Source organism: Paenibacillus arenilitoris, from assembly GCF_014705655.1.
GTDB lineage: Bacteria > Bacillota > Bacilli > Paenibacillales > Paenibacillaceae > Pristimantibacillus > Pristimantibacillus arenilitoris.
Window position 1 is genome coordinate 120,939 of record NZ_JACXIY010000020.1, and the last position, 21,511, is coordinate 142,449.

Consider the following 21,511-nt stretch of genomic DNA (forward strand, 5'->3'; position numbering starts at 1 on the left):
GATAAACGGGCAATACGTTTTCCCCATCCCTGCGGCGGCGGACGTTCCGGAAGCGGCAAAGCCCCGCGTTAAAGCACGGGCTGCGGGTTCGCGTTCAGCAGCGTCTTGTTCGGCAAGTAATGCAGAGAGCGGACGAAGCGGATCGTCTTGGTTTTGGCGCGCATGACGATCGAATGCGTCTCGGCACGCTGGTCGGGAAAGTAATGCACGCCTCCGAGAAATTCGCCCGGGGTCACGCCGGTCGCCGCGAAGTAAACGTCGCCGCTTCCGATCATATCCTCCATCGTCAGTACCCGGTAAGGATCCTCGATGCCCATCTCGACGCAGCGCTTGTACTCGTTGCCGTCCGCCGGCATAAGCCGCGCCTGCAGCTCGCCGCCCAGGCATTTCAGCGCGGCCGCCGCCAGGACGCCCTCCGGCGCGCCGCCCGAACCGACGTACAAGTCGATGCCCGCTTCGGGAAAGGCGGGCGCCATCGCGCCGGCCACGTCGCCGTCCGACAGAAACTTGATCCGAACGCCGACCTTCCGCAGCACCTTCACGATCGATTCATGGCGGCCGCGGTCGAGAATCATGACGGTTAAATCCGAGACCTTCTTATTTAATGCGCTTGCCGCTTTGCGGAGCGTCTCTTCCATCGGATCGGTAATGCTCAGCTTCCCGGCGAGCGCCGGGCCGCAGGCCAGCTTTTCCATGTACATGTCGGGCGCGTGCAGCAGCTGCCCTTTGCCGGCGACGGCGATGACGGACATCGCGTTGTTCAGCCCTTTCGCGACGATTTCGGTCCCTTCCAGCGGATCGACCGCGACATCGACCTCCGGGCCGTTCAAGCTGCCGACCTCCTCGCCGATGTAGAGCATCGGCGCCTCGTCCATCTCTCCTTCGCCGATGACCACCGTACCGCGAATCGATACCGAATCGAACATCGCCCGCATCGCCGACGTCGCCGCCCCGTCCGCGCTGTTCTTATCGCCCCGCCCCATCCACGGCGCGGATGCCAGCGCCGCCAGTTCCGTAACCCTAACAAGTTCTAGCGCCAATTCTCTCTCCATCGTCCAATCTCCCTCTCTTCGATTTATCCTACTCGGAATTCCGTTTCGCCTTTGAGGCGTTTTCCGTTATTAAATATGTATCATATAAAAATATATGACGCAATATATATTTTTCCATCTTCATTAAATCGTCATAAACAGAAAATCGGGCGTCTAGAAGAAACTTAAAGGCTAATAGAAGAATTATTCAGCTTGGCCCACAGAGTCGATCGGATAATTATGACGCATATATTCTAAGAGAGGTGGCTGCGGTGAAAGATGCGGAGTCTTATACGCTCGTCTCTTTATTCGGGCGCGAGGCTTGACGGGCTGTTCAAGGAATGCGGGATTGCCTATCGCTGATAAGGAAACGAAGAGAAATATAGAGGAAAATATCAATCCTGGGATAAGAACGGGGAGCTCGCGATACGGTTCGATAGGGAGGACGCGTTCGTGTTGGAGCTGGAATGTTGGACATCGGAGCAGACCGCTTGCGCGGTCAAGAAACCTCGCTTAGGGGGCGTTAACGCCCCCTTCTGCGATCCTGCGGCAGCAATCCCGCCGCCGCTCACGCCGCAGCGGTACGCAGCCCTCAGCGTGCGGAAGCGGCATACCGGCAGACGCCGTCCGCCCAGGCCGGCACGATGCGTCCCCTCCGCTCCAGGTAGACCAGGTGGGCGAGCGTCTCCGACATCGCGAACCGCAGGTTGTGCGGGTTCTCGCGCAGGCGGCTGCCGAATAGCGTCTCGCACAGCTCGAACGCCGTGAGCGTCTGCTCCGACAATAGCTCGACCATCCGGTCCAATCGGCGTTCGTGATGCTGGACGAGCTCGTCGATCCGGCCGCCGAAATCGGCGAACGGATCGCGATGGCCGGGGAACGCCATCGTAACGTCGTAACGTCTCAGCTCGCTCAAGCTGCGGAGAAACGCATCTAGCGGATCTCCCCCTTCTCCGGGCACGACGCCGACGTTCGGCGTAATGCGCGGCAGCACCTGGTCGCCGCACAGCATCCAGCCCCGCTCCGGCTCGTAGAAGCAGAGCTGGCCTTTCGCGTGGCCCGGCGCGTCGATCAGCTGCCAGCGTCTCCCGCCGAGCCTCATCGATTCGCCGGCTTCGATATAGGCGACCTCGGGCTGGGGAGAGACCATCGCCTTGAACGTATCCAAATTGGCGCCGATCGCCTCGCGCAGCTCGGACGGCATGCCGTGCTCCGCGTACAGGCGCTGCAGCTCCTCCGCGAAGGTGCTGTTCTCGCTCCAAAGCCTTAGCGCGTACGCGTGGGACCGCCGGCTGATGTAGACCGGCGCCCCGCTTCTTTGCTGCATGTAACCGGCGAGCCCGTAATGATCGGGATGCTGGTGCGTCAGAAGGATACGCGACAGGTCGGCATAGCGCAGGCCAAGCTCGCCGAGCACCTCGTCCCATACGCGAATCGCCTCGTCCGTTCTTAGCCCCGGATCCACGATCGTATACCCGTCCTCCTCCGGTATAAGGTAGCTGTTCACCCACTTCAGGGAGAACGGAACGGGCACCTTGACCTGAACCCAGCCTTCCTCCAGCATTACCGAGCCTTTCGTTTCTTCCACGATCTTCGGATTCACCATGCTCCCGCCTTCCCTGCCATTATCATTCGCGGCGAATGCAGCGTATCGTAGTCCGATCCGTCGTAATCGCCGTAAAGCCGATCCAGTCTGAGCCCGCACTCCGCTAGCCGGTGCGCGAACCAGTCCAGCCTGTACAGCTTGACCCGCTCCAAATATTGCCTTGCCGCCTCCCGCTTGCCCGGGACGGTTATCGTAATTTCCTTCTGCACCCACCCGCCTTGAATCGTCCGAACCTCCTCGATCCGTTGGCCGGTTTCGGCATCGACCCGCACGGAGCGCGGCACGAGATGCCGTTCCACGTAGTCCGGGTTTAAAAAATCGATCAAAAAAGCCCCTTCCTCGCGAAGAACGCGCCGGATGTTGCGCAGCACCTTCGCGTTATCGTCCTCCAGCGAGAAATAACCGAAGGAGGTGAACAAATTGACCGTCGCGTCGAAGCGGCCCGCATCGAACGGCAGCTCGCGCATGTCGCCTTCCACCCACTTCACCTCGCGGCGCGCGTCATGCCGGCGCGCTTGCTTCAGCAGGATGGGCGACAAATCGACGCCCGTTACCGATAATCCGCAGCGTGCCAGCGCCAGCGCATGCCTGCCAAGCCCGCAGCCGATATCGAGCACCCGCGCGCCCGGCGGCAGCTTCAGCCAGTCTGCCATCTTGCGCGCTTCCTTGCCGGCCTGCTCCCAATTCCGGTGTTTATAGACAAGCGTATAATCATTCCCAAAGCTCTGTTCGTACCACGGTTTCATCCTGCGCTCCCCTTCTTGCCGCAACGTTAAGCCGGATATACGTATCAATTCCCTATTTTACTGCAATTGTGCCGTCCCGGCAAAAAACGGGCTGGAATAATTTATCTCATTTGGCGCAACCTATGGGATGAGATTTGAGGAGAGGGAGAGCGTCATGATCGAAAGATTGCGCCTGCTGTTTGCGGAAGCGGTCGATTTAAAGCTGGCATCGTTGCAAAATAGCGGGATGAGCCTGGAAATCGCATATATCGCCCCTCTCTGCGACGAGAAAAAAATTAACGATTTCATCATCGTCCCGTTCACGAGAAACGAATATCCGTTCAAGCAGCAGCTCGATACGAATCCGGAATACCGAAGCGTCGAGGACGCGGCCAAGTGGCAGGAGCTTCTCCTCCGCGGCAGCGTGCTTCTCCAAGCGGGCAGCCACGTCTACTCGTTCGACGCCTCCCGGATCATTAGCAACGAAGCCTCGCCGACGCAGGTGGAGAGCGCCATCCAAGGCCCCCAGCTTGCGCTGAGCGAGGACCTCAAAAATTCCTTGAACCTGATCCGCAGCATGTACCCGTCTCCCGATCTGTCCGTCGGGGAGCATACGATCGGCTCCATCTCCAAAACGCCGATCATGGCGGTATTCGATCAGCGGCGGGTCGATCCGACGGTGCTCGATAACGTGCGCTCCAAATTGACGACGATCGACGTCGAGATGGTCCATGCGGTCGGCGAACTCGAGAAGCTGCTCGTCGGCAAGCGCAAGCATTTGTTCCCGACCTCGCTCATCACCGAGCGGCCCGACCGGATCACGAAGGCGATCTCCCAAGGCAAAATCGTCGTCCTGTTGAAGGGGAGCATGTTCGCGCTCATCTTGCCGGCCACCTTCTTCGACTTCATGCATGCGGCGGAAGACAATTACGAAGCGTACTGGATGACGCGGTTTCTGATCTTCCTCCGGTATGCCTCGATCGTGCTGACGATAACCTTGCCCGCACTCTATATTTCCGTCGTGTCCTACAACCCGGAGCTATTCCGCGTGCAGCTCGCCTTCTCGATCGCGGGAAGCCGTTCCGCCGTGCCGTACCCTTCGTTCATCGAGGTGTTCATCATGCTGTTCATGATCGAGATGCTCGTCGAGGCAAGCATCCGGCTGCCGCGCTATATCGGCTCAACCGCAACGACGGTCGGCGGCCTTATTCTGGGCCAGGCGGCACAGCAGGCGGGATTGGTCAGCAGCATCATGATCATCGTGACGTCCGTCGTTGCGATCTCGAATTTCGTCATACCGGTCAATTCGCTTTCGTTCGCGGTCCGATTTTTGAAATATCCGCTGATCGCGATCTCGATTTTCTTCGGCGTGGCCGGCGTCGCGGTCGGTCTATTCGTGTATATCACGTATTTATGCAATCTGAGAAGCTTCGGCAAGCCGTATTTCCGCGTATTCGGCAGGCTGCGGCCGATGGAAGGCGATATCGGGCAGGTGAATCAAAAGTGAATCGGTACGTTTTTTACAACTTCATCATCGTCAGCTTCATTAATATTATGCTGTACGTCCCGCATATTCTGATCAGCTTCCGGTTCACCGGCGCCGTCTCTTCCCTGATCGTCGGCGCGGCAATCGGCACGGCGCTGGTCTATTTGTACATGAGCGCGCTGGCGCGCTATCCGGGTATGGGCTTCCCCGAAATATTGAAGCAGCATATGCCGCAGTGGGCCGTGTCGGCGCTCATGCTGTTCTACGCCGCGATGTGGTGGTTCGCTACCTCGATGGTCGTCGTCGCCTACGCGATATTGATTAACCGCTTTTTCAACCCGGACGCGAACTCGGCCGTCATTTTAATTTTGCTGGTGCTGGCCTGCGGCTATGCGGCGACGAGGTCGTCGCTAACGGTCATGCTCGTCATCGAGATCGGGCTCATCATCAACGCGCCGATTATTTTGTTCGTTATGTTCAAAGCGGTTCGCAGCCCGCAGCTCAATTGGGACGCCATCCATATCGTCGCCAATTACGTTACCCAAATCGGCCTGTACAATACCGATTGGACGTCCGCAGAGCGGCAGCTGGCCCGGACGTTCTCGAAGACGGCGGAATCGCTGCTTCGCAAAATCCAGAAGGCCGGCGTCGACCCGCTCGGCTTCGGCCTAAGATATCGCGCCACCCATCCCGGCAACGGCGCTTGGGGGAAGTGGCAGTCCGTCTATCCGCACGTGAAGTTCGTCGTCGAGACGGATATGAAAATCGAAGGCACCGGTCTTCTCAAATGAAACACGGCTGACGCGCCTGCCGGTTTGGCAGACGCATCAGCCGTGTTTCGTTAGGATAGGACCGCCAGCCTATCCGTGCGCTTCAGTTCGGCAATCGAGCCCGCCCCGATGCCGAACATCGCGGCGCGGAGCTCGAATTCGATTCGCTCGAATTGCCTGAGCAGCGCCTCCTGCGAAGCAGCAGCAGCGCCTCCTGCGGCCTGGGGAAGCAGCACTCTTCCGAAGCCCGCCAGGTCTGCGCCGAGCGCGATCGCCTTGGCGGCGTCGACGCCGGTTCGCAGTCCGCCGCTCGCGATGATCGTCGTCCGCGGCAGCCTCGCGCGAATTTCCGCGACGCTGTCGGCGGTAGGTATGCCCCAGTCGGCGAACGCTTCGGCGGCTTCACGGCGGAGCGAATCGCTCAAGCGGTGCTTCTCGACCTGGCTCCACGAGGTGCCTCCCGCTCCCGCGGCATCGATGAAGGATACGCCGGCTTCGATCAGGGCCGAAGCCGTATCGGCGTCGATCCCCCAGCCGACTTCCTTGACGCCGACGGGCACTTCAAGCGCCCGGCATACGCGGCCGATGGCCGCCAGCAGCCCGCGAAAATCGGTGTCCCCCTCCGGCTGGAATATTTCCTGCATGCTGTTGAGATGCAGAACGAGCGCATCGGCTTCCGCCAGCTGGACCGCTTTGCGGCAGGCGTCCTCGCCGTAGCCGCAGTTAAGCTGGACGGCGCCGAAATTCGCGATGACGGGCACGCTCGGCGCGACCTGGCGGATGCGGAACGTGGCGGCCAGCCGCTCGTTCTCGATCGCGGCTCGCATCGAGCCGAGGCCGATCGCCCAGCCGCGCTCCTCGGCCGCCTCCGCGAGCCGCCTATTAATCGCCCCGGTCTCCTCCGTGCCGCCCGTCATGGAGCTGACGAGCAGCGGCGCGCCGAGCTTTCGGCCCAGCCACTCGGTCTCCAGACTCACCTCGCGGAAGGAAAGCTCGGGCAGCGCGTTATGTCTAAAGCGATACCGTTCGAAGCCGGTTTCGATGCCGACACCGTTCACCTGCTCCTGCAGGCAAATGCGGATATGCTCCCCTTTGCGCTTCGCGGTATGTGCTTGATGGTCGATGGTCATGCTACTTTCCTCCCGGACAATTACGGCTGACTTGAAATTACGATTACGTACAAGCATAGCATAATTTTCCGCTCCATGCTCATCGTCGCATGCGGGACTGGAAGCTTGGATTAATTTCATCTTAATGATTTTTTAACTCATAATTTTGAAAAATACGATCAAAAACCATTGTTAATCGAGCGAGACTCCTTTAAAATAAAAGCAATAAAACATTCGGGAGGCCGAGTTATGGACACGATCATTTTTGAAACCCAGCAGGAATTGGACGCCTACGCGGCGGGTCTTATCGCCGATACCGTGAACCGCAAGCCGAACGCCGTATTGGGACTCGCGACGGGATCGACACCTATCGGAATTTATGACAAAATAGTAGAACTATACAACCAGCAAAAAGTGAGCTTCCGAGGCGTGACGACGTTCAATCTCGACGAATACGTCGGGCTATCCCCCGATGACGAGCAGAGCTACGCTTATTACATGAATCGGCATTTGTTCTCGCATATCGATATTCCGCAGGATCAAACCCATCTGCCCGACGGAACGGCGGACAACCTCGAAGCGGAGTGCCGCCGTTACGACGATATGCTCGCGGCCAGCCCCGTCGACATTCAATTGCTCGGGCTCGGCCACAACGGGCATATCGGCTTCAACGAGCCCGGCACGGCCCTTACCGGCGGTACGCATGCGGTGGAGCTGAAGCCGGAGACGCGCGAGGCGAACGCCCGCTTCTTCGCTTCAATGGACGACGTACCGGACAAGGCGGTTACGATGGGGGTCGGTTCGATCCTAAAAGCGGATACGATCGTGCTGGCCGTTCGCGGCTCGGACAAAGCGAATATCGTAAAGGAAGCGCTGACCGGTCCGATCACGACGAGCGTACCGGCTTCGTTGCTGCAAACCCATGCCCGCGTCATCGTGCTGCTCGATCGCGAGGCCGGAAGGATGTTGAAGGACAATGGCTGAAATTTCCGCAAGCTGGCTCATCCGGAACGCGAACGTCGTACTGGAGGATCGAACCGTTAGCGGCGGCGTGCTCGTGCAGGACGGGGTGATCCGGCGGATCTTGACGGATGAAGAAGAGGTGGAGGACGGCGAGGCGCTTGGAGCCGTTGACGGACAGGGCGGGTGGCTGCTGCCCGGATTTATCGACATGCACGTGCACGGCGGTTTCGGCGCTGACTTTATGGACGCGAGCCGCGAGAGCTACGACGCGATTACGCGGTTTCACGCTTCGTACGGCACGACCGGCATGCTCGCGACGACGATGACGGCCTCCAAGGAGGCGATCGAGGCGGTGCTGGCGGCTGCCGAGGCGTATCGCGAGGGCGAAATGCCTTACGCGGCGCTTTACGGCGTCCATTTGGAAGGGCCGTTCATTAGCGAGAAATGGCCGGGGGCGCAAAATCCCGCCCATATTACGGATCCCCAGCCGGAATGGCTGAAGCGATGGGCCGAGAGCCGGCCCGGTCTCATCCGGCAGGTAACGCTGGCCCCCGAGAAGAACGGGGCCAAGGAGACGATCGCCTGGCTCGCCGAGCATGGGATCGTCGCCGCCTGCGGGCATACCGATGCCCTATACGCGGATATCGTATCGGCCGCCGACGCCGGCTTGACGCAGGCGGTGCATACGTACAACGCCATGCGCGGCTTGCATCATCGCGAGCCGGGGACGCTTGGCGCGGTGCTGACCGAGGAGCGGATCTACGCCGAGCTGATCGCCGACGGCATGCATGTGCACCCCGCGGCCATCCGTCTGCTCCTCGCCGCGAAGAAGACGGACAAAGTCATTCTCATTACCGACGCCATGGCGGCTGCCGGGATGCCGGACGGCGACTACGAGCTCGGCGGCCTCGCCGTCGTCGTGAAGGGCGGCGAAGCGAGGCTGCGCGAAGGCAACGCGCTGGCTGGCAGCTGCCTCACGATGATCGGCGCCGTCCGCTTCATGCTGGAGCATACGGAGCTTGGCATCGTCGACGTCAGCCGCCTTGCCAGCGGCAACGCCGCCAGGCAGCTTGGCCTCTTCGGCCGCACGGGCTCCATCGCCGGCGGGAAGCAAGCCGATCTCGTGCTGACCGACGCGCAGTTCAACGTCAAGCAGACTTGGGTGAACGGACGGTCCGTCTATGCGTCCGATTCCCAAGGCGAAATGATGTAGCGGCGCTTACCGTGTACAGCCGCTCTAACGAGACGATCCCCAACAAGTCGTTCAGGCGACCTGTTGGGTCCCGTCTCTTTTTGTTGCTTGGCTAGGCCGGCAGTTTGGCCGGCCGTGTTGGGGCCCGGAATGGGCCGGAGTGACTGCATCCGATCTAAATTTTAGATCTGATTGCGGGTTTGGCGCCGATTTCGGCGGATCAGGTCTTCAGGTCTAATTGTTAGACCTGATTGCGTCATCTCGGCGCTTCTTGGCCCGGAACGGAACGATCAAATAAAAAGCTGCCCATCAAGTAAGCAGACTTACTTGATGGGCAGCTTCCGGTTCATCACCCGGTCACATGAACGGAAATGCCTTGCCGCTCCGCCTGCTCGGCCAGCTCGCCTTCGAGCGGCGCGTCCGTAATGACGCCGCGAAGCTCGGACATGGCTGCGACGGAGAACAACGAGGTTCGTCCGACCTTCGTATGGTCGAATACGGCATAGGCGGCTTGCGAGCGCTTGATGAGCGCTTTGGCGATTTGCGCTTCCTGCTCCGAGTACGTCGTGATGCCGCTGGCGGCGGATATGCCGTCGATGCCGATGAACATTTTGCCGATATGCAAATGCCCGACCATGCCTTCGCCTAGCGGGCCGCACAGCTCGAAGCTGTTGTGGCGCATAATGCCGCCGGTCACGACGACCTGGATCTGGCTCCCCGCCAGCTCCATCGCAATATTGACCGCATTGGTCACCACCGTTATGCCTTTGCGGGACTTCAGCAGCTTGGCAAGCAGGAAGTTGGTCGTCCCGCCGGAGAGGCCGACGACGTCGCCTTCCGTAATGAGCGATGCGGCCAGCGCGGCAATCCGTTCCTTCTCCAAGATGGACAGCCCTTCCTTCTCCGCGAAGGGAAGCTCGCGCACCGCGTGCATGCCGTCGTACATCGCGCCGCCGATCGTGCGGATGACGGGATATTCCGCTTCCAGCTGCTCGAGATCACGGCGGGCCGTCGCCTCGGAGCAGCCGAACCTCTCGACCATCTCCGAAATCGTAATGCGCCCCTGCTGCTTCAGCAGCTGCAGCATCGCCTCCCGGCGCCGCTGCCCCTTCGATCCGGTCGCTTCAGCCATTCCTAACGCTCCACCCAAGCTTTGGCGGACAGGCGCTGCTCCACCACGCTCCATTCGGGCAGCGCTTCCCAATCGCCGCGCATTTGGACGACGAGCGACCCGTTAATGCTGGCCAGACGCACCGCTTCGATCGGCGTCATCCCCTTCATGATGCCGGCGAGAAAGCCGGCGCAGAAGCCGTCGCCGGCGCCTACCGTATCGACGACTTGATCGGCCGGATAGAACGGCAGGCTCTCTTCCCGGCCATTATCCAGCACGACCGTAGTGTCGTCCATACCTTTAATGACGCTTATCGCCTTCAGCTCGTTCAGCTTGCCTTTGATCGCGCCGTAGTCGTCCGTGTCGTAAAGCAGCTTCAGCTCGTCCCAGCCCGGCAGAAAATAGTCCGCGTCTTCGGCGAGCGGCAGCAGCGCCTCGCGGGCCTCCTCGATCGTCCACAGCTTAAGCCTGAGGTTCGGATCGAAGCTGACCAGCACGCCCGCTTCCTTCGCGATATCGATCGCGCGCCGCACCGTCTTCCGGCAATTGTCGCTCAGCGCCGCCGTGATACCGGTTACATGAAGCAGCTTGGCTCCGCGGATATAATCCTCGTCAAGCTCCTCAGGAAGCATCCGGCTAGCCGCCGAATGCTTCCTGAAGTAATGGACGGCGAGCCGCCCGGCGACATGCTCGCGGAACATCATGCCGGTCGGCGCGTCCGAGCTTAGCTTCGCGCGGGAAATATCGACGCCTTCGCCCCGCAGCGTCTTCAAAATCAGCTTGCCGAACGGATCGTCGCCGAGCGCCCCGAACCAGCCCACGGAGGCGCCGAGGCGGGCAAGGCCGATCGCGACGTTGCTCTCCGCCCCTCCGAAGCCTTGCTCCAGCGTCGCGGCGCGTTCGATCGATTTATGCTCCTGCGGCATAAACAGCGCCATCGTCTCGCCAAACGTTAAAATTTGCGGTGATGCTTCATGCACGTTGCCATCCCCCCTGCGGCGTAATTGTTATACATAAATCGGATTTTTCATGAAAATAATGATCGCGACGTAAAGCACGAGCACGATAATGCTCATCACGCGCGCCTTGCCGATGTCGGCCGTTGCGCTTTTCCCTTCCGCGATGGCGGAAACGACGCGTTTCAGCGGCTTCGATACGATCCCGCCAAGCGCGGCAATGGCAAGGAACAAGACGACGATAATAATCATCCATGCCACCGTATAATCGGCTTGCGAGATCAAGTAGCCGCCAGTCAGCAGCTGAAGCACGAGAAAGTACTGCGCGATCCGGTTCGCGGACAGCAAGCCTTCGGCAAGCCCCCCTTGTCCGATTCCGGCCAGCTTGGAAGCTCTGCCGACCATGAACGGAAGGACGAGATAGAACCCCATTCCCGCGGCGCCGAGCACATGCAAAATTAACATCGTTTTGAACATTTGGACTCCTCCTGTTTCATAGAGCGCATAAAATCATAGATTTCCAATAAACGGACGCTACCAATAGTTTATCAGAAACAAGATTTTTTTCAAACAAACCGCTTGAGCCGCCCAGCCGTTCCCCGGTGTCCGGCAAGCGGCTCTATTTTTTCAACCCGTGCTTGCTGATTACGCCGTGAATGGCAAAATAAGATACCTCTTCCGGCAGTTCGTCCTTAATCGGCCTCAGCTTCTCGATGCCCACCTTCCCGATCGCCGCAACGATCGCCGCTTCGTGCTCGGCGGGAATGATGCGGCCGAAATCGATGCCGAGGCCTTCGTCGGCGCAGCGGATCAGGTGGCCTTCCACGGTCACCTTGCTCAGGCCGCGCTCCTTGGCGATTTCGCCCGGCTCCTGCCCCGCTTGGAACAGCTCCAGCGTAACGAGATGGCTCGGCTGCTCCTCGCCCGAAGCGGCGGATCCCCTTGCCGGCGCGGGAACGGCTTTCCAGGCAGCCTGCCCCGTTGGTTCGTCGCCTCCGAGAGCCTCGATGACGGCAAGCAGCTCCTTGCCGTACTTCTCCGCTTTGGCGGCGCCGATCCCCTTAACCAGAAGCAGCTCTTCTTCCGTTCGCGGCTTCGCATTCGCGATTTCGCGAATCGTGGCGTCGAAGAACAGCATGAACGGCGGGACGCCCTCAAGCGCGGCCTTCTCCTTGCGCCATTGCCGGAGCGCCTCGAACAACGGCGTAGAAACGTGGTCCGCCGAGGCGGATTGCCGCACGGTCGCGCGGACGCGCTGCATGATCGTCTCCCGCCCTTCCAGCACAGGCAGCGCGGACGCGGTCAAAGAAACGACCGGATACTGGCCTTCGCTTAACCTGAGATAACCTTCGGCCACGAGCCAATAAAGCCAATCCGCAATTTCCTTCTCCGGCAAATGGCGCATGAGCCCGTACGTCGACAGCCTGTCCAAGCCGAACTCCAGCAGCCGCTTGTCGCGCGAGCCCTTCAGCACTTTGGCAACCATCGTCACGCCGAAGCGGCCTTTCATGCGGCCGACGCAGGACAGCGCCATCTTCGCTTCGTCGGTCCGATTGACCGGCTCGCTCTTATCCAGGCAACTGCTGCATTTGCCGCACGGCGCGACGCCGGTCTCCCCGAAGTAATCCACGATGAACTGCTGCAGGCAGCGCTGCGTGCGGCTGAAGTTCATCATCATATGCAGCTTCGACAGCTGGATCGCCTTTCGGTCCGCGTCGCCGGTCCCCTGCTCGATCAGGAAGCGCTGCACCTGCATGTCGGCCGGCTCGAACAGGAGCACGCATTCGCTTTCCTCGCCGTCCCGCCCCGCGCGGCCCGCTTCCTGGTAGTACGATTCGATGTCGCCGGTCATCTGCCAGTGCAGCACGTACCGTACGTTCGGCTTGTCGATGCCCATCCCGAATGCGTTCGTCGCGACCATGACGCGAATCTCGTCGAAGCGGAACTTCTCCTGCGTCTCGGCGCGCTCGGCGTCCGACAAGCCCCCATGGTACTTGCCGGCCTGGACGCCTCTTCCCGCAAGCAGTTCATGGACGTTCTCGACCTCCTTGCGCGTCGCCGCGTACACGATGCCGGACTGCTCTTTCCGTTCCGTTACGAATTTTTCCAAAAACCGCTTCTTGTCGACCCCGGTCACGACCGAGAGCGACAGGTTGGGCCTCGCGAAGCCGGTGACGAATACGTTCGGCTCGCGAAGCTTCAGCATTTCGGTAATGTCGCGCGCCACTTCGTTCGTCGCGGTAGCCGTAAAAGCCGCCACGAGCGGCCGGTTCGCCATTCGGGCGATCCAGCCGGCGAGCTGCCGGTAGCTCGGACGGAAATCATGCCCCCACTGCGATACGCAGTGCGCTTCATCGATCGCGATAAGCGGAATCGCCAGCTGCTCGGAGAGCGACTGGAACATCGGCGCGTCGAGCCGCTCGGGCGCCACGTACAGCAGCTTGTACTCGCCCTGCAGCGCGCCGCGCACGACGTCGCGGTATTCCGCCGCGCCGAGGGAGCTGTTCAGGAACGCGGCCGGCACTCCGACCCGTCGCAGCGCGTCGACCTGGTCCTTCATGAGCGAGATAAGGGGGGAGACAACGAGCGTCGTTCCCGGCAGCAGCATGGAAGGGATCTGATAGCAAATCGACTTCCCGCCGCCGGTCGGCAAAATCGCGAGCGTGTCCCGTCCGTCCAAAATGCCGGATATAATTTCTTCTTGCCCTTTGCGGAACGTATCGTAGCCGTAAACGCGCTTCAGCGCTTCTCTGGCCTCATGGATCATGCTACACCATCCTCTCAGTCGCGAAAATAAACGGAAAGGACCCCGGCAGTAGGCTGTCAGGGTCCTCCCAAACACATTTCAAGACGAAATGCCGCTCGCTTTATTCGATTAACCCGCCGTTACGATTTGAATGACGTTGCGGACGGACTGGGCGGACTTGTCGAGCGCCGCTTTCTCGTCCGCCGTCAGCTCGAGCTCGATTACTTTCTCGATGCCGTCGCCGCCGATGATCGTCGGCACGCCCATGAACAGGTTGTCATAGCCGTATTCGCCTTCGAGCAGGGCGATAACCGGAAGAATCCGTTTCTTGTCCTTCAGGATCGCTTCCGTCATTTGCACGAGCGAAGCGGCCGGCGCGTAATACGCGCTGCCGTTGCCGAGCAAATTGACGATTTCGCCGCCGCCGACGCGGGCGCGCTGCACGATCGCTTCGATGCGGTCCGCCGGAATCAGCTTCTCGATCGGAATGCCGCCTGCGTTCGAATATCGGACGAGCGGCACCATGTCGTCGCCGTGTCCGCCAAGCACGAAGCCTCGGACGTCTTCGACGGACACGTTCAGCTCCTGCGCGATGAACGTGCAGTAACGGGCGGTGTCGAGCACCCCGGATTGTCCGATGACGCGGTTTTTAGGGAACCCGAGCGTCTGGTACGCCGCGTAAGTCATCGCGTCGACCGGATTGCTCAGGATGATGACGTATGCGCCCGGGCTTGTCGCCTTCACGTTCTCGCAGACGGATCTCACGATGCCCGCGTTCGTGTTCACAAGATCGTCGCGGCTCATGCCCGGCTTGCGCGCGATGCCTGCCGTAATGATGACGACGTCTGAATCTTTCGCGTCCTCGTAGCTGGAAGTGCCGACGATGTTCGAATCGGCGCCAAGCGCCGGAGTCGCTTCGAGCATGTCGAGCGCCTTGCCCTTCGTCGGGTTTTCCAGCGGTGCGATATCGACGAGCACGATGTCGCCGAGTTCCTTCTGCGCTAGCATGAGCGCCGTGGTCGCGCCCGTGAAGCCGGCGCCTACAACCGTAATCTTCTTACGTTTGATAGCCATTTCAAATAGCCTCCATTTATGAGCCGATATTTGATCGGTTCCATCCGCTCCCACGTTAAGCACGTCCCGACGGGACAAGCGCTCCTACATCAACCTCGTTCACCTGCGCCTCTGCCGCTCCATCGTTCCCCATTGCGGGTGTCCAGAGGGCGCAGCCCCTCGGGGTCCTCCCTTGGAAGATAAGCTGGATCATATTCATATCTTATCTTTCTTCGCGAAACGAGCTTCGTCTCATGGATGACTTCAGCCGTTTACGCTTGGAAGGGAGGATTTAGGAGGGTTCGAAAAAGCTTTACATGTTTTTGATGATCTCGTCGGCGAACGCCGAGCACTTCACTTCGGTTGCGCCTTCCATCAGGCGGGCGAAGTCGTAAGTAACCGTTTTGTTGTTGATCGATGTTTCCATGCCTTTATAGATCAGGTCGGCCGCTTCCTGCCAGCCCAGATGCTCGAGCATCATAACGCCGGAGAGAATGACGGAACCAGGGTTCACGACGTCTTTGTCCGCGTATTTCGGAGCCGTGCCGTGCGTCGCTTCGAAGATCGCGTGTCCGGTCAGATAGTTGATGTTCGCGCCCGGCGCAATGCCGATGCCGCCGACTTGCGCCGCAAGCGCGTCGGACAAGTAATCGCCGTTCAGGTTAAGCGTAGCGATGACGTCGAAGTCCGTAGGACGAGTCAATACTTGCTGAAGCGCGATGTCCGCGATGGCGTCCTTCACGATGATTTTGCCGGCTGCTTCCGCTTCCGCTTGTGCTTTGTTCGCGGCGTCCGTCCCTTCCGCTTCCTTGATGCGGTCGTATTGGCCCCATGTGAACGTTTTGTCGGCGAATTCCTGCTCGGCCACTTCGTAGCCCCAGTTTTTGAACGCGCCTTCCGTGAATTTCATGATGTTGCCTTTGTGTACCAGCGTTACGGACTTGCGGCCGTGCTTGATCGCATATTCGATCGCGGCGCGCGCAAGGCGCTTCGAGCCTTCCGAGGAAACCGGCTTAATGCCGATGCCGGACGTTTCAGGGAAGCGGATTTTGTTCACGCCCATTTCGTTTTGCAGGAACGCGATTACTTTCTTCACTTGCTCGGAGCCTTCTTGGTACTCGATGCCCGCATAGATGTCCTCCGTGTTTTCACGGAAAATAACCATGTCGACCAGCTCGGGACGTTTTACCGGGGAAGGCACGCCGTCGAAGTAACGAACGGGACGAAGGCAGACGTACAAGTCAAGCTCTTGGCGAAGCGCGACGTTCAAGGACCGGATGCCGCCGCCGATCGGCGTCGTCAATGGTCCTTTGATGGCCACGATGTATTCGCGGATCGCCGTCAGCGTGTCGGCAGGAAGCCACTCGCCGTATTCGTTGAACGCTTTCTCGCCGGCGAACACTTCATACCAGGCGATTTTTTTGCTGCCGCCGTACGCTTTGTCCACCGCCGCGTCGAGTACGCGCTTCGAAGCGCGCCAAATGTCGCGGCCCGTGCCGTCGCCCTCGATGAAAGGGATGATCGGGTTGTTCGGCACCTGAAGTACGCCGTTGTCAATCGTAATTTGCTCGCCTTCGGTCGGAAGCGCGAATTTTTCGAACTGAGCCATTTATGAATTCCTCCTTGAATATGTACTTGCCAGGCAAGCGTATTGGTAACCTCGGTTTGCGCAAACGGAGAAAGGGCGCAAGTCCGCCCTCGCTCCATCAGAACGGTATAGCCTTGAATTAACGCTGCTCGATCGGAACGTACTTCGCGCCCGCCGGTCCTACGTAGTCCGCGCGCGGACGGATCAGGCGGTTGTCCTGGTACTGCTCGAGAATGTGAGCGCTCCAGCCCGATACGCGGCTGATCGCGAAGATCGGCGTGAACAGGTCGCGCGGAATTTCAAGCGTCGTGTACACGGATGCGGAATAGAAGTCGACGTTCGGCTTCAGGCCTTTCTGGCCGGTGACGAGCTCTTCGATCTTAACGGACATTTCGTACAGCTCCATGTTGCCCGTCAGCTTGCCGAGCTCGCGGGACATCTTCTGCAGATGCTTCGCGCGCGGATCGCCGTTCTTGTATACGCGGTGTCCGAAGCCCATGATCTTCTGCTTCTTCGCAAGCGCGTTCGTAATGTAGCCTTCCACGTTCGCGGTCGAGCCGATCTCTTCGAGCATGACCATAACGGCTTCGTTCGCGCCGCCGTGCAGCGGGCCCTTCAGGGCGCCGATCGCGGACGTCACGCCCGAATAAATATCGGACAAGGTCGCAACCGTAACGCGGGCGGCGAACGTCGATGCGTTCAGCTCGTGGTCGGCGTGAAGCACGAGCGCCTGGTCGAGCGCCTTGACGGCTACTTCCGCGGGCTCTTTGCCCGTCAGCATATATAGGAAATTGTAGGCGATGGATACGCCTTGCTTCGGCGCGACCGGCTCCTTGCCTTCGCGGATGCGCGAGAACGCCGCGACGATCGTCGGCAGCTGCGCCTGCAGCTTAATCGCTTTCAACAGGTTCGCCTCAGGCGACATGTCATTGGCGGACGCGTCGTATAGCGCAAGGCTCGAAACCGCCGTGCGCAGCGCGGCCATCGAATTCGTATCCTTCGGATACAGCTTGATTTGATCAATTACGCCTTGCGGAAGAGCCGCGTACTGGTCAAGCTGCTTCTGCAGGCCGTCAAGCTCGGAACGGTTCGGCAGTTTGCCGTACCAGAGCAGGTAGGCTACTTCTTCGAAAGTTGCGTTTTGCGCGAGGTCGTCAATATCGATACCGCGATACGTCAATACGCCGTCAATAATCGAGCTGATAGACGAAGTAGCCGCGACAATTCCTTCCAGACCTTTTGTTGCTGTCATCGATCTCTCTCCTTTAATCTAAGGTATTGTCAACTTAAAAAGGAAATCGTTTCATTGTAGCATCCTTTTAATCATAAATGATTTTGACAATGAAGTGAACAAATCCGGACATAAAAATGCTTTATCGGCATTATTAATAATTTTTTCGATCGGGCTTTTCGCATTTCTTGTCGGATGCGCCTACTGCATTTTTCCCTATTCGATCCAGTTTTAGCCGCGTGCGAAAACTATTTTTACAGAAGCGAATATAATGGTAAAATGTCCAAAAGAGAGCTATACGCGAAAAATTTTTCGGCAACGGAGGCGCTATATGAACGGACAACGCATCGGCATAATCGACATCGGCTCCAATTCCGTCCGGCTGGTCGTTTACGAGAGGACCGCCAGCGGCGCGCACCGCGTCGCGGACAGCAGCAAGCGGCCCGCGCGCTTAAGCGAGCGGATCGACGAGGACGGAAGACTGGGGGACTCCGCCGTGGACGAACTAATCGACACGCTGCGCCACTTCGTTTTGATTTGCGACCATAACCATACCGGCCAGGTACGCGCGGTCGCGACGGCCGCCATCCGCAACGCCGCCAACCGCCCGGCCATTTTAACGAGAATAAAGAACGAGACCGGACTTTCCATCGAGCTTCTCTCCGGCAAGGAGGAGGCTGCCTACGGCTTCCTCGGCATGATCAATTCGCTTCAAATCCGCGACGGCTTCCTGATCGATATCGGCGGCGGCAGCACGGAGCTGTCCTTGTTCCGGGACCGCGAGCTCGTTCGAAGCGTATCGTTCCCATTCGGCTGCGTCAGCCTGAACAAGCGGTTCGGTGCGAAGGGCATGCTGAGCGACGAAGCCTTGAAGGCGCTGGAGGCGCTCGTGACCGGAGCGATCCGGGAGGAGCCCTGGATCGGCGAAGCGCCCGGCCTTCCGCTCGTCGGCGTCGGGGGAACGGTGAGGGCGCTCGGCAAAATGCACCAAGCCGCGAGCAAATACCCTTTCCCGCAAACGCATAATTACCCCGTCACCGGCGAATCGGCGGACGCGCTATTCGAGCAAATGCGCAGCCTGCCGCTCGACAAACGCCGTAAGCTTCCCGGCTTGTCCAAAGACCGGGCGGACGTCGTCGTGCCGGGTGTGGCGATACTGCGAGCGCTGTTCCGCGCGACGAAGGCGACGCATTACCGCATTTGCGGCGCAGGGCTGCGCGACGGCCTGTTCCACGCGACGCGGTTCCCGAGCCATTCGAAGCTGGACGACGTGCTGGCCTACAGCATCGACAATCTGACGGCGCTGCATCCCGAAGCGCCCAAGCAGCATGTCATGCAGGTCAACCGCCTATGCCTGGAGCTGTACGATGTTCTGAATCACACGCACCAAATGCCGCCGCAGGCCAGGGTACTGCTCGATGTGGCTTCTCGGCTGTTTCGGATCGGCGGATCGATCGACTATTACGAATACGCAAGACATTCCTTCTATTTAATTATGAACTCGCATTTGAACGGCTTGTCCCACCGCGAGATCGTCATTGCGGCGGCCGTCGCTTCCTTCAAGAGCAAGAGCCGGGCCAGACAGCATATCGCCGAATTCAAAGAGCTTCTGAACGAGACCGATCTCGATATGATTTATAAGCTTGGCATGCTGCTTCAGCTATCGGCGGCGCTGGACAGGACGGAGACGCAATCGATCGGCCAGCTCAACCTGATCCCGGCAGGCTCGCAGCTTCTGCTGCGGCCCGTCCGCCCGAGAAGCACGCTCGCGGTCGAACGCCGCGAGGTGGATGAACTTGCCGGGGAATTCAAGAAGCTGTGGGGCTTGCTTCCCGTTCTGGAAGAAGCTACGCCCGCCCTTTCCAGGACGTGATCATCTTCGCCTCGAACTGACTGCGGAACGGCTGGTCCTCACCGGCCGCCACTAGCTCGTAGGCACCGCTAGGCTGCAGCTCGCGCGCCTTCACGTTATCGTTGATGTTCAACTGCAGCATCTTGATCAAAATCTGGCAAAGCGTCGCGTCGAACACCGGGCACATCAGTTCGATGCGCCGCGTCAGGTTGCGCGTCATCCAATCCGCGCTGGACAGATATACTTCCTCTTCCCCGCCGTTATGGAAATACATAATTCTCGCATGCTCCAGAAAACGGTCCACGATGCTGATCACCTTAATGTTCTCGCTTCGTCCGGCCACGCCCGGACGAAGGCAGCATACCCCCCGCACGATCAGAACTATTTTCACGCCGGCCTGCGACGCTTCGTACAGCTTATCGATCATGTCCTGATTCGAGAGCGAATTCATCTTCGCGATGATTTTGGCGGGCTTCCCGGCTTTCGCGTTCTGGATCTCCCGGTCGATCAGGCGATACAGCTTCTCCTTCAAGTCGGTCGGAGCGACGCCGAACGCCTTCCATTCGTAAGGGGACGAATAGCCGGTCACCTCGTTGAACAGCGCCGAAGCGTCTCCCCCGATCGTAGGATGGGAAGTAAATAGGCCGATATCCGTATATAAAGTAGCCGTATTATCGTTATAATTGCCCGTCCCGACGTGGACGTAACGGCGCAGCGTCCCTTGCTCGCGGCGAACGACGAGCAAAATTTTGGCATGCGTCTTTAATCCGACCAGCCCGTAAACGACGTGGCACCCGGCTTTCTCGAGCTGGCGCGCCCAGGCGATATTCCTCTCCTCGTCGAACCTGGCCTTCAGCTCCACCACAACCGTGACCTGCTTGCCGGATTCCGCCGCTTTGGCGAGCGCCTGCACGAGCGCGGATTGCCCGCTGACGCGGTACAGCGTCATCTTGATCGCGAGCACGTCCGGATCGTAAGCCGCTTGGGTCACGAAATCGTTGACCGCCTCGAACGATTCGTACGGGTGGTACATGAGCACGTCCCGCTGCCGGATGACCTCGAACATATCGTCCGTATCGTCGAATTCCCTCGGATAGACGGGCTCCATTTTCTCGTAGCGCAAACTGTCGTAGCCCGGCAGCGCGGCAACGAACTTCATCAGGAAGCCGAGATCGAGCGGACCTTCGATTTCGAATAAATTGTCTTCGATTTCGAGCTCTTCCATAAGCCGTTCCAGCGCGTAAGGGTGCATCCCCTTCGCCACCTCCAGGCGAACCGGTATGCCCCAGCGGCGCCGGCGCAGCTCCTTCTCGATCTCCTCGAGCAGGTCGTCCGCATCCTCTTCGTTCAGATTGATGTCGGCGTCGCGGGTTAGACGGAACGGACTGACGGCGAACGGAATGTACCCGTTAAACAACGTGTCGATGAACTTCTCGATCAAATCCTCGAGCAGCACGAATTCCGTCTTCTTGCTGTTCGTGCGGCCCGGAACCGGCACGAACCTCGGCAGGATGGATGGCACCTGGACGATCGCGAAATACGGCTCCTCCTCCGCAGGGTCCCCTTCTTCACTCAGCAGGACAGACAAATAAAGCTCCTTCGTATGAACGAGCGGGAACGGCCGGCTCTGATCGACGGCCATCGGGGTAAGCACCGGAAACACGATTTCATGAAAATAATCCGAAACGGCCTTCGTCTGCGTCATATTCAGCTCGTCGATCGACCGGATGAAAATGCCTTCGCGGCTTAAGCCGCGGAACACTTCGCGGTAGGACCGGTATTGCTCGTTAACCATATGGGCCGTCCGCTTGATCAGCCGTTTCCATAAGCCGGGCGGCGTATAGCCGGTGAAATCGGTTTTCGTGAGGCCCGCCCTCATCTGCATCTGAATGCCGGCCACGCGGACGCTCATGAACTCATCCAGGTTACTCGTGACGATCGCCAGAAACTTCGCCCTCTCAAGCAGCGGATTGTTCGGATCTTGCGCTTCCTGAAGAACTCTTCGATTAAATTCGATCCAACTCAAATCCCGGTTGACATAGTTGGACAGCTGCTTGGTCATTTCTCACGCCTCCTGAAAAGGTTGAAAGCA

Annotated in this window: 17 protein-coding genes; 5 read left to right on the forward strand and 12 right to left on the reverse strand. The window is 59.3% G+C overall.

The features are described from left to right. Positions 1 to 68: 68 nt before the first annotated feature. The 3 genes from glpX to IDH41_RS18105 form a co-directional block, all read right to left on the reverse strand. Positions 69 to 1,052, reverse strand: a complete 984-nt coding sequence (gene glpX, locus IDH41_RS18095; RefSeq protein WP_190863465.1) for a class II fructose-bisphosphatase — start codon at positions 1,050 to 1,052, stop codon at positions 69 to 71. 571 nt (positions 1,053 to 1,623) lie between these two features. Then, positions 1,624 to 2,637 carry an MBL fold metallo-hydrolase gene (locus tag IDH41_RS18100; protein ID WP_223829827.1) on the reverse strand — a complete coding sequence of 338 codons (1,014 nt, stop codon included), beginning with the start codon at positions 2,635 to 2,637 and terminating at the stop codon, positions 1,624 to 1,626. Beyond that, on the reverse strand, positions 2,631 to 3,383 hold the full coding sequence (locus tag IDH41_RS18105; protein ID WP_190863467.1) for a class I SAM-dependent methyltransferase: 753 nt from the start codon (positions 3,381 to 3,383) through the stop codon (positions 2,631 to 2,633). Before IDH41_RS18105 ends, IDH41_RS18100 begins: the two co-directional genes overlap by 7 nt. A 154-nt stretch (positions 3,384 to 3,537) precedes the next feature. Here IDH41_RS18105 and IDH41_RS18110 point away from each other — a divergent pair, with 154 nt between their 5' ends. Both IDH41_RS18110 and IDH41_RS31990 read left to right on the forward strand, forming a co-directional pair. Continuing rightward, a complete protein-coding gene (locus IDH41_RS18110) occupies positions 3,538 to 4,869 on the forward strand; it encodes a spore germination protein (RefSeq protein WP_190863468.1) in 1,332 nt (443 codons plus the stop codon). Beyond that, positions 4,866 to 5,639: a Ger(x)C family spore germination C-terminal domain-containing protein gene (locus IDH41_RS31990; protein WP_317890771.1), complete on the forward strand. Its 774-nt coding sequence runs from the start codon at positions 4,866 to 4,868 to the stop codon at positions 5,637 to 5,639. Before IDH41_RS18110 ends, IDH41_RS31990 begins: the two co-directional genes overlap by 4 nt. A 50-nt stretch (positions 5,640 to 5,689) precedes the next feature. Here IDH41_RS31990 and fni read toward each other — a convergent pair whose 3' ends face one another. After that, positions 5,690 to 6,748: a type 2 isopentenyl-diphosphate Delta-isomerase gene (gene fni / locus IDH41_RS18120; protein ID WP_190863472.1), complete on the reverse strand. Its 1,059-nt coding sequence runs from the start codon at positions 6,746 to 6,748 to the stop codon at positions 5,690 to 5,692. A 228-nt stretch (positions 6,749 to 6,976) separates the two neighbouring features. On the opposite strand from fni, the gene nagB reads away from it, so the two are divergent. Continuing rightward, positions 6,977 to 7,711 carry a glucosamine-6-phosphate deaminase gene (gene nagB, locus IDH41_RS18125; protein WP_190863474.1) on the forward strand — a complete coding sequence of 245 codons (735 nt, stop codon included), beginning with the start codon at positions 6,977 to 6,979 and terminating at the stop codon, positions 7,709 to 7,711. Beyond that, positions 7,704 to 8,903, forward strand: a complete 1,200-nt coding sequence (nagA, locus tag IDH41_RS18130) for an N-acetylglucosamine-6-phosphate deacetylase (RefSeq protein WP_190863476.1) — start codon at positions 7,704 to 7,706, stop codon at positions 8,901 to 8,903. The genes nagB and nagA overlap by 8 nt, the downstream gene beginning before the upstream one ends. Positions 8,904 to 9,231: 328 nt before the next feature. Here nagA and IDH41_RS18135 read toward each other — a convergent pair whose 3' ends face one another. From IDH41_RS18135 to citZ, 7 genes are all read right to left on the reverse strand, one after another. Beyond that, positions 9,232 to 10,014 carry a DeoR/GlpR family DNA-binding transcription regulator gene (locus IDH41_RS18135; RefSeq protein ID WP_190863477.1) on the reverse strand — a complete coding sequence of 261 codons (783 nt, stop codon included), beginning with the start codon at positions 10,012 to 10,014 and terminating at the stop codon, positions 9,232 to 9,234. Between the two features lie 2 nt (positions 10,015 to 10,016). Further along, the gene (locus IDH41_RS18140) at positions 10,017 to 10,973 is read right to left on the reverse strand and encodes a sugar kinase (protein WP_190863479.1); all 957 of its coding nucleotides are present in this window, start codon (positions 10,971 to 10,973) and stop codon (positions 10,017 to 10,019) included. Positions 10,974 to 11,000: 27 nt separating this feature from the next. Next, entirely contained in the window at positions 11,001 to 11,426 is a 426-nt protein-coding gene (locus IDH41_RS18145) for a hypothetical protein (protein WP_190863481.1), read from the reverse strand. Positions 11,427 to 11,568: 142 nt separating this feature from the next. Next, the gene (gene recQ, locus IDH41_RS18150) at positions 11,569 to 13,716 is read right to left on the reverse strand and encodes a DNA helicase RecQ (protein ID WP_190863483.1); all 2,148 of its coding nucleotides are present in this window, start codon (positions 13,714 to 13,716) and stop codon (positions 11,569 to 11,571) included. A gap of 108 nt (positions 13,717 to 13,824) precedes the next feature. Next, entirely contained in the window at positions 13,825 to 14,769 is a 945-nt protein-coding gene (mdh, locus tag IDH41_RS18155; protein WP_190863484.1) for a malate dehydrogenase, read from the reverse strand. A 292-nt stretch (positions 14,770 to 15,061) separates the two neighbouring features. Beyond that, entirely contained in the window at positions 15,062 to 16,357 is a 1,296-nt protein-coding gene (gene icd, locus IDH41_RS18160) for an NADP-dependent isocitrate dehydrogenase (RefSeq protein ID WP_190863486.1), read from the reverse strand. A 118-nt stretch (positions 16,358 to 16,475) separates the two neighbouring features. Further along, complete coding sequence (gene citZ, locus IDH41_RS18165) at positions 16,476 to 17,588, reverse strand: citrate synthase (RefSeq protein WP_190863488.1); 1,113 nt, start codon at positions 17,586 to 17,588, stop codon at positions 16,476 to 16,478. Between the two features lie 310 nt (positions 17,589 to 17,898). On the opposite strand from citZ, the gene IDH41_RS18170 reads away from it, so the two are divergent. Continuing rightward, the gene (locus IDH41_RS18170) at positions 17,899 to 19,440 is read left to right on the forward strand and encodes a Ppx/GppA family phosphatase (protein ID WP_190863490.1); all 1,542 of its coding nucleotides are present in this window, start codon (positions 17,899 to 17,901) and stop codon (positions 19,438 to 19,440) included. Here the strand turns inward: IDH41_RS18170 and ppk1 are convergent. Next, complete coding sequence (gene ppk1, locus IDH41_RS18175; RefSeq protein ID WP_190863491.1) at positions 19,415 to 21,481, reverse strand: polyphosphate kinase 1; 2,067 nt, start codon at positions 21,479 to 21,481, stop codon at positions 19,415 to 19,417. The genes IDH41_RS18170 and ppk1 overlap by 26 nt on opposite strands. Positions 21,482 to 21,511 lie beyond the last annotated feature (30 nt).

Bases quoted from the DNA above. Each gene is read 5' to 3' on its own strand.
- nagA (WP_190863476.1), top strand. From the start codon at position 7,704: ATGGCTGAAATTTCCGCAAGCTGGCTCATCCGGAACGCGAACGTCGTA.
- IDH41_RS18110 (WP_190863468.1), top strand. From the start codon at position 3,538: ATGATCGAAAGATTGCGCCTGCTGTTTGCGGAAGCGGTCGATTTAAAG.
- fni (WP_190863472.1), bottom strand. From the start codon at position 6,748: ATGACCATCGACCATCAAGCACATACCGCGAAGCGCAAAGGGGAGCAT.
- IDH41_RS18170 (WP_190863490.1), top strand. From the start codon at position 17,899: ATGAACGGACAACGCATCGGCATAATCGACATCGGCTCCAATTCCGTC.
- IDH41_RS18100 (WP_223829827.1), bottom strand. From the start codon at position 2,637: ATGGTGAATCCGAAGATCGTGGAAGAAACGAAAGGCTCGGTAATGCTG.
- mdh (WP_190863484.1), bottom strand. From the start codon at position 14,769: ATGGCTATCAAACGTAAGAAGATTACGGTTGTAGGCGCCGGCTTCACG.
- IDH41_RS18105 (WP_190863467.1), bottom strand. From the start codon at position 3,383: ATGAAACCGTGGTACGAACAGAGCTTTGGGAATGATTATACGCTTGTC.
- glpX (WP_190863465.1), bottom strand. From the start codon at position 1,052: ATGGAGAGAGAATTGGCGCTAGAACTTGTTAGGGTTACGGAACTGGCG.
- citZ (WP_190863488.1), bottom strand. From the start codon at position 17,588: ATGACAGCAACAAAAGGTCTGGAAGGAATTGTCGCGGCTACTTCGTCT.
- nagB (WP_190863474.1), top strand. From the start codon at position 6,977: ATGGACACGATCATTTTTGAAACCCAGCAGGAATTGGACGCCTACGCG.
- IDH41_RS18145 (WP_190863481.1), bottom strand. From the start codon at position 11,426: ATGTTCAAAACGATGTTAATTTTGCATGTGCTCGGCGCCGCGGGAATG.
- recQ (WP_190863483.1), bottom strand. From the start codon at position 13,716: ATGATCCATGAGGCCAGAGAAGCGCTGAAGCGCGTTTACGGCTACGAT.
- IDH41_RS18135 (WP_190863477.1), bottom strand. From the start codon at position 10,014: ATGGCTGAAGCGACCGGATCGAAGGGGCAGCGGCGCCGGGAGGCGATG.
- ppk1 (WP_190863491.1), bottom strand. From the start codon at position 21,481: ATGACCAAGCAGCTGTCCAACTATGTCAACCGGGATTTGAGTTGGATC.
- icd (WP_190863486.1), bottom strand. From the start codon at position 16,357: ATGGCTCAGTTCGAAAAATTCGCGCTTCCGACCGAAGGCGAGCAAATT.